The following is a 13,078-nucleotide window of genomic DNA, read 5'->3' on the forward strand; positions in this document are numbered from 1 at the left end:
GGTCACGCGGCACGCGGTCACGCGCCACGCGGTCACGCGACGGACCGGCGGCGAGAGGCGTGACGAGGCATCAGCACGCGGCGTGGCGGCCGCGGAAGAGCGCCACGAGGAGGAGGGCGAACCCGCCGATCGGCCCGTGGTCGGGGTACGAACCGCGGTGCTAGCGTCCCCGCCATGGGATCACCTGGGGCTCGTGGGGCGGCGGCGCGATCGGCGATCGAGGGGGTGCGGGAGCTCGCCGGAGAGGGGCTGACGGCGGCGCAGGTGTTCCGGCGCGCCGACGAACTGCTCCGCCCCGTTCTGGAGTTCGACGCCGTCTGCTGGCACACGGCGGACCCGGCGACCGGTCTGGTGAACTCCGTGCAGAGCGAGGACCTGAGTCTGGCCGCCTACGACCACGCGGTGCGGCTGGAGGTCTGGGAGGACGACCTGGCGACCTTCCCGAAGATCCGGCACAGCGGGGTCCAGGCCGAGACGCTCAGCCGGGTGACCGGGGGGCGCCCGCAGGAGAGCGTGCGGTACCGGGAACAGATCGCGCCGGCCGGGTTCGGGGACGAGCTGCGGGCGGTGTTCGACTCGGCCGGCGGGATGTGGGGGTGCGCCGCGTTCATGCGCGCGCCCGACCGCGGACCCTACCTGGGGCGGCAGCGCCGACTCGCCGACGCCGCCGCCCGGCACCTGGGCAACGCCCTGCGGGCCTGCCACCTCCCGGCGGCGGCACCGGACGCCGCGGACCCGGGGCCGGCCGTGCTGGTGCTCGACCGCGCCAACCGGCTGCGCGCGGTCTCCGGACCGGCCGAGGAGCTGCTGGCCCGGCTCGCCGACCCGACGCCCACCGCGCTGGCCGTCCCGACCTCGGTGGCGATGGCCGCCGAGCAGGCCCGCCGGGCCGCCCACGGACTGCCCGTCCGGCAGGTGCCGGTACGGGTGCGCACCCGGGACGACCGCTGGTACCTGCTGCACGGGTCGGCGCTGCGCGGCGGCGCCGCGGAGGAGGTGACGGTGGTGCTGACGCCGGCCTCCCCCGCCGAGGTGATGCCGCTCCACCTGGCCGCGTACGGGCTGACCGCGCGCGAGCAGGAGGTGGCGCTGCTGCTGGTCCGCGGCAGCGACACCCGCGACGTGGCCCGGCTGCTCGTGATGACCCCGTACACGGTGCAGGACCACCTGAAGTCCGTGTTCACCAAGACCGGGGTGGGCAGCCGGCAGGAGCTGGTGGCCCGGATCATGCTCGGCGGCGGCCGCTGCTGACGTGAGCCGCGGGGCGCACCGCGCCGGAGTCCGCCCCGTCAGGCGCCGGAGTCGGACACGTCGGAGGCCGCGTCGGGCGCGGCGGACGCACCGGCCTCCGCCGTCCCGGTCGTTCCGGGGGTCGCGGCGGACGCCGGGCCCGCGGCCGGGAGCAGTTCGGCCTCCTCGCCGACGGTCCGCACCTCACGGGCGGTGAGCAGCCAGCGGCCGTCCGCGGTCCGCACGAAGCTGTCGTGGTAGCGGCCCACGACGTAGACCTGGTAACCGCCGTCCGGGCCGAGGCCGAGGAAGGTGTAGTGGGTGGTGCCGGTGGCGGTGCCGGCGACCGGGTCGACGTCGATGCCCGGCTCACTGAGGAAGTGGGAGCCGCGCCAGTCGGACCAGAAGGCCTCGCGCTGGGCGTCGGCGATCGCCCGGATCTCGGCCCGGCCGCGCGCCACCGTGCCGTGCGCGGTGAAGACGGCGTCCTCCACGTAGCCCTGGATCCACTCGTCGAGCTGGTCGGTGTCCCGCAGATGGGCCTGGCGGGAGAGCAGCCGGCGGATCGCGGTGACGTCCTCGGCGATCGGTGCGGCGGCGACGGTCGCGGCCTCGACGATCGGGGCGGCGTCGGTGGTCGCGGCCTCGACGATCGGTGCGGCGTCGGTGGTCGGGGCGGCCGTGGTCGGGGCGGTGCCGGCGGCGGTCTCGGGTGGCATGGGTCGGTCTCCCTCGCAACTGGTGAATGACGGTCCGTCAGATCCGTACGGTCCGCGGCGTCATGGTGCCAGGGCGGGCCGGCGCCCCACATCCGGGGAATTACCTACCCGGACTACGTACCGCCCCGGACGTGCGCGATTTAGCGCCGGTTTGGGCGGCCTGGCCAGACTCCCGTTGACCTCGACCCGCCGGCCTGCCGGCCCTCCGCCGTCCCCACCGTCCGACGCCGGGGCCGCGCGCTCCCCACCGCCACCGCGGGCCGGTCGCCACCACCACGTTCCTCTCGCGCTGGAGTTCCCCGTGCCCATCACCGCGCCGCAGCCGGCTTCCGACGACATCCGCCCGCCCAGAGCCCGCCGCACCGGCACCCGGCCCGGGCTGCGCGCCCTGGGCACGCTGGCGCTGGCCACCGCCGTCCTGGTCGCCACCGCGGCGTGCGGCTCGTCCGGGTCCGGCTCCGCCGACGGCGCGGGCGCGGCGGGGGGCGGCGCACCGGTGGACGGCGGCACCCTGCGCTTCGCGGCCGAGGTCGAACCGGACTGCCTGGACCCGGCGGTGAGCCCGGCCGACGTCACCGGCGTGGTGGACCGCAACGTCTTCGACTCCCTGGTGCGGCTCGACTCCGCCGGGACGTTCCACCCCTGGCTGGCCACGTCCTGGGAGGTCTCGCCGGACGGCCTGACCTACACCTTCCACCTGCGCACCGACGTGCTGTTCCACGACGGCACGAAGCTCGACGCGGCCGCGGTGAAGGCCACCCTGGAGCACGCCGTCGACCCGGCCACCAAGTCCCTCTACGCCGGCGGCCTGCTGGAGGGCTTCGCCGGGGCCGACGCGCCCGACCCGGCCACCGCCGTGATCCGGCTGACCAAGCCGCGCGCCGCACTGCTCCAGGCGCTCAGCACCCCGTACCTGGGCATCCAGTCCCCCAAGTCGCTCGCCGACAACGCCGCCGACCTGTGCCGCAAGCCGGTCGGCTCGGGCCCGTTCTCCTTCGTCTCCTGGGAGAAGAGCACCAGCGTCACGCTCAAGCGCAACCCGGGCTACGCCTGGGCGCCGGAGGGCGCCGCGCACACCGGCGCGGCGCACCTGGAGAAGCTGGTGTTCCAGATCGTCCCCGAGGAGTCGGTCCGCCAGGGGCAGCTGCGCAGCGGGCAGATCGAGATCGCCGGGAACGCCGCCCCGGCGAGGATCGCCGACCTCAAGGGCACCAAGGGCTTCCAGGTGCTCCAGCAGGAGGCGCCCGGTCAGGTGTACGGGCTGTTCCTCAACCCCGTCGCCGGGGTGCTGGCCGACGAGCGGGTGCGCACCGCGCTCGCCCGCTCGCTCCAGCTCGACGCGCTCGTCAAGTCGGTCTACCACGACACGCGGCACCGCGCGCAGGGCCCGCTGGGCCCGGGCACCGTCTTCTACGACAAGTCCGTCGAGGGCGTCCTCGGGTACGACCCGGCCGGCGCCGGCAAGCTGCTCGACGAGGCCGGCTGGACCGGCCGGGACGCGGACGGCTACCGCACCAAGGACGGCAAGCGGCTGACCGTCGTCTGGCCGACCTCCGCCTACCTCGCCCGGGACAACCGCGACCTGCTCGCCCAGGGCGTCCAGGCCGACGCCAAGAAGGCCGGCATCGAGCTGCAGTACCTCAACCAGGACCCGGGCACCTTCGCCAAGACCGCCGTCGGCGGCACCGCGGACGTCCTCGGCTTCAGCTTCGTCCGCCCCGAGGCCGACATCCTGCGGCACTACTTCGGCTCCGCCTCCACGGCGGACAAGGGCGGCTCCAATCTGTTCCGGATCTCCGACCCGCAGCTGGACGGCTGGCTCGACCAGGGCGCCTCCAGCAGCGACCCGGCGGTCCGCGGCCGGGCGTACGCGCAGGCGCAGAAGTACGTCGTGGACCACGTCCTGGAGATCCCGCTGTACGTCCCGGTCACCGCGCTCGGCGCGAGCTCCAGGGTGCACGGGGTCGGCTTCGACGCGGCGGCCTTCCCGCAGTTCTACGACGCCTGGCTGGCCGCGCGATGAAGGGGCTCCCACCCCCGGCGGGCGGGCTCGCGCTGCTGCGGCACTGGGTGGTGCGCCGCCTGGCGCTGGCGGTCGTGGTCGTCCTGGGCGCCGCCAGCGCCGCCTTCGCGGGCCTGTGGCTGGCCCCCGGCGACCCGGTGCAGCTGATCGTCGGCAGCCACGAGGTCACCCCGGAGGTGGCGGCCCGGGTCCGCGACGACCTCGGGCTGGACGGGCCGCTGGTCGTCCAGTACGGGCGCTTCCTCGGGCGGCTGCTGAGTGGCGACCTCGGGCACTCCTACCAGGCGTCCCGCCCGGTCGCGGACGTGCTCGGCGACCAGGCCGCGGCGACCGTCGAACTCGCCCTCGCCGGCTTCCTGCTGGCGCTGCTGGGCGCGGTGCTGCTGGCGGTGGCCACCGCCGGGCGCCGGCCGTGGCTGCGGCGGGCCTCCTCCGCGGTGGAACTGGTCCTCGGCTCGACCCCGGCGTTCTGGGCCGGGATCGTGCTGCTGACCCTCTTCTCCTTCCGGTGGCAGCTGTTCCCCGCGGTGGACGGCGGCGGGCTGGACGGCCTGGTGCTGCCCGCCGTCACCCTGGCGCTGCCGATGCTCGGCGTGTTCGCCCAGGTCCTGCGGGAGTCGATGGAGCGCTCGCTGGAGGAGCCGTACGCGCTCAGCGCCCGGGCGCGCGGCTCCGGCGAGACGGCCCTGCGACTGCGGCACTCGCTGCGGCACACCCTGGTGCCGCTGCTCACGCTGTCCGGGTGGACCGTCGGCTCGCTGCTGAGCGGCGCGGTGGTGGTGGAGACGGTGTTCAGCCGCCAGGGCATCGGTCGGATCACCGCCTCGGCGATCTCGGCCCGCGACCTGCCGGTGGTGACCGGCGTGGTGGTGGTCTCGGCGGTGGTGTTCACCGTGGTCAACCTGCTGGTCGACGTGGGGTACGCGATCGCCGATCCCCGGTTGAAGGAGTCCCTGCGGTGAGCGTCCCCGCCCTCGTCCCCTCCCGCACGCCCCGCACAGCCCGTCCGGCCGTCGCGGCCCTCGCGACCCTGCGGCGGATCCCGCTCGGGCCGCTGCTGGCCTGGGCCGTGCTGGTGCTGCTCGCCGTCGCCGCGCTGACGCCCGGCCTGCTCGCCCCGCAGCCGCCCAACGCCGTCGACCCGGTCAACGCGCTCGCCCCGCCGGGATCCGAACACCTCCTGGGCACCGACCAGTTGGGGCGGGACGTGTACAGCCGGCTGGTGCACGGCACGCGCGATTCGCTGGTCGTCGGCCTCGGCGCCACCGGCCTCGCCCTCGGTGCCGGCGCCCTGCTCGGGGTACTGGCGGCGACCGCGCGGGCCGTCGTCGACGAAGTCCTGATGCGGCTGACCGACATCCTGCTGGCCTTCCCCGGGCTGCTGCTCGCCCTGCTGGTGATCGCCCTGCTCGGGCCCGGCACCGGCCACGCCACCCTCGCCATCGGGCTGTCCATGCTGCCCGGCTTCGTCCGGCTCGCCCGGGCCCAGGCCCTCCTGGTCGGCCGGGCCGACTACGTGCACCACGCCGTCGGCTTCGGCCAGCCGCGGTGGACCGCGCGACTGCGGCACGTGGTGCCCAACGCGCTGCCGCCGCTGGTCGTCTTCGCCACGCTGAGCATCGCCGGGGCGGTCATCGCCGGTGCCTCGCTGAGCTTCCTCGGGCTCGGGCCGCAGCCGCCGGACCCGGAGTGGGGCGCGATGCTCGCCGAGGGCCGCGGACAGTTCGAGGACGCCTGGGCGCTCGCCCTGGGCCCCGGCGTCGCCGTGCTGCTCACCGCCGCCGCACTGACCGTGGTGGGGCGGGACCTGCAACGCCGTCTGGAGGGGAGGCACGGACATGGCCGTCGCTGAGGAGGCCGCCCGGCCGGCCGCCGGGTCGCCCGCGGATCCATCCGGTGGGTCGCCCGCGGATCCGTCCGGCGGTCCGACCGGGGGTCCGCTCGCGGGTGCACCCGCGGAATCGTTCACGGACGCGAAGCCCGAGGCGGAGCCCGAGCCCGGGCCGGCCGGGGAGCCGCCGGTGCTGGTCGTCGAGAACCTGCGGGTCGGCTTCGCCCGCGGCGGGGACGTGGTGCGCGGCGTCGGCTTCACGCTGCGCCCCGGCGAGTGCCTGGCCGTGGTCGGCGAGTCCGGCAGCGGCAAGTCCGTCACCGCCCGGACGCTGCTCGGCCTCACCGGCCCCGGCGCGGCCGTCCGCGCCGACCGACTGGAACTGGACGGCGTCGATCTCACCGGGCTCGACGAACGCGGTTGGCGCGGCCTGCGCGGCCGCCGGGTCGGTCTGGTGCTGCAGGACGCGCTGGTCTCCCTCGACCCGCTGCGCCGGATCGGCACCGAGGTCACCGAGGTGCTCGCCAACCACCGCCTGGTGCCCGCCGCCCGGCGCCCGAACCGGGCCGTCGAGCTGCTGGCCGAGGCGGGCGTGCCCGAACCGGAGGTGCAGGCCCGGCAGTACCCGCACGAGCTGTCCGGCGGGCAGCGCCAGCGGGCGCTGATCGCCTCCGCGGTGGCCGCCGATCCGGCCGTCCTGGTCGCCGACGAGCCCACCACCGCGCTGGACGTCACCGTGCAGGCCCGGATCCTGGACCTGCTCGCCGAGCGGAAGGCGGCCGGCGCCGCGCTCCTGCTGATCAGTCACGACCTCTCGGTGGTGGCCCGGCTGGCCGACCGGATCGCGGTGATGTTCGGCGGCGCCTTCGTCGAGGAGGGCCCCGCCGCGCAGGTGCTGGCCGCACCGGCCCACCCGTACACCCGGGAGCTGCTGGCCGCCGTCCCGGGGCGGCACCCGCGGGGCACCCGGCTGTCCGTCCGCTCCCCGGAGCTGCCGCCACCCGGCACCCCCGCACCGGCCGACGCGGGCTGCCGCTACGCCCCGCACTGCCCGCTCGCCGAGGACGCCTGCCGGACGCGGCCGCCGGAGCCCGTCCGCCTCGCCGGGGACCGGGTGGCGCGCTGCCGCCGGCTCGACCGGCCCTGGCCCGCACCGCGGCCCGCCGCCGGGCCGCCCGCGACGGGACCGTCCGCGACGGATTCGGGCACCGTGGTGCTGACCGCCGAGGGCCTGGTCAAGTCCTACCGGCGGCCGGACGGTTCGACGCACCGGGCGGTGCGCGGCGTCTCGCTCCGGCTGCGGGCGGGCGAGGTGCTCGGCGTGCTCGGCGAGTCGGGCTCGGGCAAGAGCACCGTCGCGCTGATGGCCATCGGGCGGCTGCGCCCCGACGCGGGCACCGTCACCCTGCTGGGAGAGCCCTGGCCGGGCCCGGCCAGGGGCGCGGACCTGCGGCGGGTGCAGCTCGTCCAGCAGGACACGCTGAGCGCCTTCGACCCGCGGTGGACCGTCGAGCGGCTGGTCGGCGAGGCGCTCGGCGCCGCCGGGCGACGGGCCGCACGGCGGCGGCGCGAGGAGATCGCCGGGCGGCTGCGGCTGGTCGGTCTCGGCCCGGAACTGCTCGGACGGCGCCCGCGCGAGCTGTCCGGCGGCCAGCGCCAGCGGGTCGCCATCGCCCGGGCGCTGGCGGCGGAACCGGAGGTGCTGGTCTGCGACGAACCGGTGTCCGCCCTGGACGTCTCCGTCCAGGCGCAGGTGCTCGACCTGCTCGCCGAGGTGCGCGAGCGGACCGGCGTCTCGGTGTTGTTCATCTCGCACGACCTCGGGGTGATCCGGCACAGCAGCGACCGGGTGCTGGTGATGAAGGACGGCGAGGTGGTGGAGGAGGGCGAGGTCGAGGAGGTGTTCGCCCGGCCCGCGCACCCGTACACCCGTCAGCTGCTGGCCGCCCTGCCGGGGTAGGCCGGGGCCCGTCCGCGGCCCGCCCGTCCACGCACCTCCCGCAGCGCCCGCCCACACCCCGTGGGCGGGCGCCGTCGTGCTGCCCGGCCATCGCTTCCCGCTTCGTTTCCGACTTCGTTTCCGACTTCGTTTCCCGCTTCGTTTCCGGCTGATTGCGGCTTACGCAGCGGCTTAGGGCAGGTTTAGCCCGCCGCCCGAGGCTGGGAGCGCCGGACCACCCGACCATGCCCCCGGACGGGTGTCCGGCACTCCGGCCGACCGGCCGTCGCCAGCGCCACCGCCTCCCGGCTCCGTCCCCGTTCACCCGGGCCACCGCCGCCCGCGGGCCGGCAGCGCCGACCGGACGCCGCGTCCCGTCCCCGCAGCAGAGAGGCCCGGTTGTGGCACACCCCGACCGCCCCGCACCCGCCGACACCCGCGACGTCCGCCTGCTCTCCGTCGGCACCGCCCTGCCCGGCGCCCCCGTGGACAACCTCGCGCTGGCCCGCAGGTTCGGGCAGAGCCCCCAGTGGGCCGAGTGGGTGGACCTCTTCGTCGGCACCCGGACCCGCCACCTCGCGCTGGACCTCGACCAGGGCACCCACACCCACACCCTGGCCGACCTGGCCACCAGCGCCGGCCTGCGCGCCCTCGCCGCCGCCGGGCTCGCCGCCGGCGACCTCGACGCGCTGGTGCTCGGCACGGCCACCCCCGACCTGCTGATGCCCGGCACCGTCAACATCGTCGCCGACCGGCTCGGCCTCGACCAGGTGCCCACCTTCCAGCTGCAGTCCGGCTGCACCGGCGCCTTCCAGGCCATCGCCCTGGGCCGGCAGTTGCTGCGGGCCGGGGAGCACCGCACCGTCCTGGTGATCGGCGGGGACGTCTGCTCGCGTGCCTTCGACCTCGCCGCCGACGTCTCCGCGCTGCCGCCCGAGCAGCTGGTCAACGCGATGCTGTTCGGCGACGGCGCGGGCGCCGTGGTGCTCTCCGCCGACCCGGTGCCCGGCGCCCCGCTGGTCCGGGAGGTGTTCACCCGGCTGGTCGGCCTCGGGCAGGCCCCCGGGCAGACCCTCGCCTGGTTCGGCCCCAACGACCGGCCCGACGGCACCCCGGCCGTCAGCGAGGACTACAAGGCGATCGAGGCCCGGGTGCCCGCGCTGTCCGCCGAGATCTACCACGAACTGCTGCACCGTCTGGACTGGAAGCCGGACGAGCTCGGCTACCTGCTCCCGCCCCAGCTCTCCGGCCGGATGACCACCCGGATCAGCGAGGTGCTCGACAACCCGTCCGCCGCCGAGATCAGCGTCGTGACCACCACCGGCAACAACGGAAACGGCCTTCCCTTCCTGCAGTTGGAGCAGTTGCTGCCCCGACTCGCCCACGGCGAGCGGGCCTTGGCCATCGCGGTCGAGTCCAGCAAGTGGATCAAGGCCGGCTTCGCCCTCGAAGGAGCGTGACCCGATGTCCTCCGCCCAGCCCGCCGGGCCCACCCGACCCACCACCGCCGCCGCCACCGACACGGCCACCGGTGGCTCCGCCACCGCGACCGGAACGGCCGAGGTCGTGCCGCCGGCCCGCCAGCGCCGGCACACCCTGTACTTCCTCGACGAGATCCGCTCCTTCGCGCCCGTCCACCTCGACACCGAGGTCGACATGACCGCCGTCCTGGCCCACCGGGCCGCCGCCCGCGCCGACGGCACCCGGTACTCGCTCGTCTCGTACGTGCTGCTCACCGCCGGGCGGGTGCTCGCCCGCCACCCCGAGGCCAACGCGGCGATCCGCGGCCGGCTGCGGCCGCGCGTGGCGCGTTACCCCTCGGTGGCCGGCAAGCTCGTGCTGGACCGCCGGCTGGACGGCCGGCGCGTCGTCCTCGCGACCGTCGTGCCCGACCTCGATCGCGCCGACCTCGACACCGTCCAGCAGCAGATCGACCGCCACCGCGGCGAGGACGCCTCCGCGCGGCCCGAGGTGGCCCCGCTGCGCAGGCTCCACCGGCTGCACCCCGCACTCGGCCTGCTCGCCTACCGCGCCACCGTGCGCCCGCTGCGGGCCCGGGCCGGGCGGATCGGCACCTTCGCCGTGAGCTCGCTCGGGCACGCGCCGGTCGACGGCTTCCACTCCGTCGGCGGCACCACGATCACCCTCGGCGTCGGGCGGGTCGTGGACCGGGTGGTCGCCCGCGACGGCCGACCGGCGGTGGCGCCCGTCCTGCGGCTCAACCTCACCTTCGACCACCGGGTCGTCGACGGCGCCGAGGCGGCCGAGGTGCTCGGCGGCATCAAGCAGGCGCTGGAGGAGTTCCCGGTGCACCTGCCGCCGGGCGCCACATCGTCCGCGGGCCTCACCGCGGACGGCGGCACCGACGACACCGCCGGCACCGCGGGCGGCGACGTGACTGCCGCGACCGACGGGTCCGCGGCGACCGACGACAGCGATGCAGCCGACGCCCCCGGCCCGGCGGTGACCGCACGATGAACGACGTCACCGAGCTCAAGCAGTACATCGAGGTGCACGCCCGGGCCCAGCGCATCCCGGACGACCAGCGCCGGCTCGTCCTCGACCGGATCCACCACGACGGCGACGGCGGCGGCTCGTGGACCGCCGAGTGGTCCCGGGTCGGCGAGGAGGCGGAGCGGGCCGGCCGGTACCAGGACGCCGTACGCCACTTCACCACCGCCCGCTTCCCGTACGTGGACGGCCCCGCCCGCCGGGAGGCCGCCGAGCGCGCCGCCACCGCGTTCGAGCGCTGGCGCACCGCCGAGGCCCCCGTCATCGCACCGCTGACCGTCGAGACCGACGCCGGCACCGTCCGCGCCTGGACGTCCGGACTCTCCGCCCGCGACCCCAAGCCGCTGCTGCTGTTCTCCGGCGGCATCGTCAGCACCAAGGAGCAGTGGGCGCCGGTCCTGCTCCAGGTCGCCCGCCTCGGCATGGCCGGCCTGGTGCTCGAACTCCCGGGCGTCGGCGACAACACCCTGCGCTACGGCCCCGACAGCCACCGGATCTACCCCGCCCTGCTGGACGCCGTCGGCGAGCGCGCCCGCACCGCCGACACCCACGCCATCGCGTTCAGCTTCAGCGGCCACCTCGCCCTGCGCGCCGCCCTGGACGACCGCCGGCTGCGCGGCGTCGTCACCGCCGGCGCTCCGCTGCGGCACTTCTTCACCGACACCGCGTGGCAGCGGCGCCTCCCCCGGATCACCGTCGACACCCTCGCCCATCTGTCCGGCGTCGAACCCGCCGGGCTCGGCCCGCACATCCGCGACTGGGCCCTCGGCGCCGACGACCTCGCCGCCCTCGACATCCCGCTCGCCTACCTGGTCAGCGGCCGCGACGAGGTCATCCCGCCGGAGGAGGTGGCCCTGCTGCGCCGGAGCGTGCGGAGGCTCTCGCTGCTCACCAACGACGACGTCCACGGCTCCCCGCGGCACGCCGCCGAGACCCCGCTCTGGGCGGTGCTCTCGATCCTGCGGATGCGCGGCGTCCGCGACCCGCGGCGGGTGCTGTTCGGCGCGCTCTGGCGCCTGGCCCGGCTGCGCGCCCGCCGGTCGGACTGACCGCCCGGCCCCCTGCCGGTCCGCCCGGGCTCCTCCTGCCCCTCCGCTGTTCCCGCCGTTCCGCCCCGCCCGCCCCGACCGCACCTCCGCTGCCCGGTGGACCGCCACCGGACGGACCACCGCCCCGACCGAAGGATGGAACCACCCCATGGCCAACGAGGAGAAGCTCCGCGACTACCTCAAGCGGGTCACCGCCGACCTGCAGCGGGCGAACCAGCGGGTGGCCAGCCTGGAGGCCGACCGCCGCGACCCGATCGCCGTCGTCGGCATCGGCTGCCGCTACCCCGGCGGCGTCACCTCGTCGGAGGAGCTGTGGCGCCTCGTCGCCGACGGCGTGGACGCGATCGGCCCGTTCCCGGCGGACCGCGGCTGGGACCTGGAGAACCTCTACCACCCCGACCCGGACCACCCCGGTACCGCGTACGCGCGCGAGGGCGGATTCCTTTACGGCGCGGGCGACTTCGACCCGGAGTTCTTCGGCATCGGCCCGCGCGAGGCACTGGCCACCGACCCGCAGCAGCGACTGCTGCTGGAGACCGCCTGGGAGGCGCTGGAGCGCGCCGGCATCGACCCGACCACGCTGCGCGGCAGCCAGACCGCCGTCTTCGCGGGCGTCATGTACTCGGACTACGGCGCCCGGCTCAACCCGGCCCCCGAGGGCTTCGAAGGCTGGATCGGCAACGGCAGTGCGGGCAGCATCGCCACCGGCCGGGTCTCCTACACGCTCGGGCTGGAGGGCCCGGCCGTCACCGTGGACACCGCCTGCTCCTCCTCGCTCGTCGCGATCCACTACGCCGCCCAGTCGCTGCGCTCGGGGGAGTCCACGCTGGCGCTGGCGGGCGGCGTCACCGTGATGGCCACCCCCGGCACCTTCGTCGAGTTCAGCCGTCAGCACGGACTGGCCGCGGACGGGCGGTGCAAGCCCTTCGCGGCCGCCGCCGACGGCACCGGCTGGGCGGAGGGCGCGGGGCTGGTCGTGCTGGAACGCCTGTCGGACGCGCGGCGCAACGGGCACCCGGTGCTCGCCGTGCTGCGCGGCTCGGCCGTCAACCAGGACGGCACCAGCAGCCAGCTCACCGCGCCCAACGGGCCCTCGCAGCAGCGGGTGATCCGGGCCGCGCTCGCCAACGCGGAGCTGACGGCCGACCAGGTCGACGTGGTGGAGGCACACGGCACGGGCACCACCCTCGGGGACCCGATCGAGGCCCAGGCCATCCTCGCCACCTACGGGCAGGACCGCGAGGCGCCGCTCTACCTGGGCGCCGTCAAGTCGAACATCGGTCACACCCAGGCCGCGGCCGGCGTCGCCGGCATCATCAAGCTGATCGAGGCCTTCCGGCACGGAGTCCTGCCCAGGACGCTGCACGTGGACGCGCCGTCCCCGCACGTGGACTGGACGGCCGGACGGGTCGAACTCCTCACCGAGCACCGGGCCTGGCCGGCGACCGGGCGTCCGCGCCGGGGAGCGGTCTCCTCCTTCGGCATCAGCGGCACCAACGCCCACCTGATCCTCGAGGAACCCACCGCCGTCGAGCCCGTCGAGCCCGTCGAGGTGCCCGGGCCGTACGTGTGGCAGCTGTCCGCCCGCGACGACACCGCGCTACGCGCACAGGCCCGCCGCCTCGCCGACCACCTCCACGACGCCGACGACACCGACGACACGAAGGACGCCGGGGGCGTTCACCCCGCCGAGGTCGCGCACGCCCTGGCCACCACCCGCACCACCTTCGACCACCGCGCCGCCGTCATCCTGCGCACCCCCACCGAAGCCCACGC

At 76.0% G+C, this 13,078-nt stretch carries 9 protein-coding genes and 1 pseudogene; 9 read left to right on the plus strand and 1 reads right to left on the minus strand.

Annotated features, from left to right (window positions below; translation table 11 throughout):
• Positions 1 to 174 precede the first annotated feature (174 nt).
• Positions 175 to 1,251: a helix-turn-helix transcriptional regulator gene (locus ACFYUY_RS28230; protein ID WP_360215610.1), complete on the plus strand. Its 1,077-nt coding sequence runs from the start codon at positions 175 to 177 to the stop codon at positions 1,249 to 1,251.
• Positions 1,252 to 1,289: 38 nt separating this feature from the next.
• Here ACFYUY_RS28230 and ACFYUY_RS28235 read toward each other — a convergent pair whose 3' ends face one another.
• Positions 1,290 to 1,949, minus strand: a complete 660-nt coding sequence (locus tag ACFYUY_RS28235; RefSeq protein ID WP_387904763.1) for a nuclear transport factor 2 family protein — start codon at positions 1,947 to 1,949, stop codon at positions 1,290 to 1,292.
• A 301-nt stretch (positions 1,950 to 2,250) separates the two neighbouring features.
• Between ACFYUY_RS28235 and ACFYUY_RS28240 the strand changes: the two genes are divergently transcribed.
• The 8 genes and pseudogenes from ACFYUY_RS28240 to ACFYUY_RS28275 all read left to right on the plus strand — a co-directional run.
• Complete coding sequence (locus tag ACFYUY_RS28240) at positions 2,251 to 3,972, plus strand: ABC transporter substrate-binding protein (protein WP_360215614.1); 1,722 nt, start codon at positions 2,251 to 2,253, stop codon at positions 3,970 to 3,972.
• Positions 3,969 to 4,934 carry an ABC transporter permease gene (locus ACFYUY_RS28245; RefSeq protein ID WP_387904766.1) on the plus strand — a complete coding sequence of 322 codons (966 nt, stop codon included), beginning with the start codon at positions 3,969 to 3,971 and terminating at the stop codon, positions 4,932 to 4,934. The genes ACFYUY_RS28240 and ACFYUY_RS28245 overlap by 4 nt, the downstream gene beginning before the upstream one ends.
• Positions 4,931 to 5,824, plus strand: coding sequence for an ABC transporter permease (locus tag ACFYUY_RS28250; RefSeq protein WP_360215620.1), 894 nt, complete (start codon positions 4,931 to 4,933; stop codon positions 5,822 to 5,824). Before ACFYUY_RS28245 ends, ACFYUY_RS28250 begins: the two co-directional genes overlap by 4 nt.
• Positions 5,825 to 5,993: 169 nt before the next feature.
• The gene (locus tag ACFYUY_RS28255) at positions 5,994 to 7,763 is read left to right on the plus strand and encodes a dipeptide ABC transporter ATP-binding protein (RefSeq protein WP_387904769.1); all 1,770 of its coding nucleotides are present in this window, start codon (positions 5,994 to 5,996) and stop codon (positions 7,761 to 7,763) included.
• A gap of 380 nt (positions 7,764 to 8,143) precedes the next feature.
• A complete protein-coding gene (locus ACFYUY_RS28260; RefSeq protein WP_387904771.1) occupies positions 8,144 to 9,202 on the plus strand; it encodes a 3-oxoacyl-ACP synthase III family protein in 1,059 nt (352 codons plus the stop codon).
• Positions 9,203 to 9,206: 4 nt separating this feature from the next.
• Entirely contained in the window at positions 9,207 to 10,220 is a 1,014-nt protein-coding gene (locus ACFYUY_RS28265) for a 2-oxo acid dehydrogenase subunit E2 (protein WP_387904773.1), read from the plus strand.
• Positions 10,217 to 11,302, plus strand: coding sequence for an alpha/beta hydrolase (locus ACFYUY_RS28270; RefSeq protein ID WP_387904775.1), 1,086 nt, complete (start codon positions 10,217 to 10,219; stop codon positions 11,300 to 11,302). Before ACFYUY_RS28265 ends, ACFYUY_RS28270 begins: the two co-directional genes overlap by 4 nt.
• A gap of 148 nt (positions 11,303 to 11,450) precedes the next feature.
• Positions 11,451 to 13,078 (plus strand): annotated as a pseudogene (locus ACFYUY_RS28275) (type I polyketide synthase); the annotation flags it as partial.

Source organism: Kitasatospora sp. NPDC004745 (assembly GCF_042873275.1).
Classification (GTDB): Bacteria; Actinomycetota; Actinomycetes; order Streptomycetales; family Streptomycetaceae; genus Kitasatospora.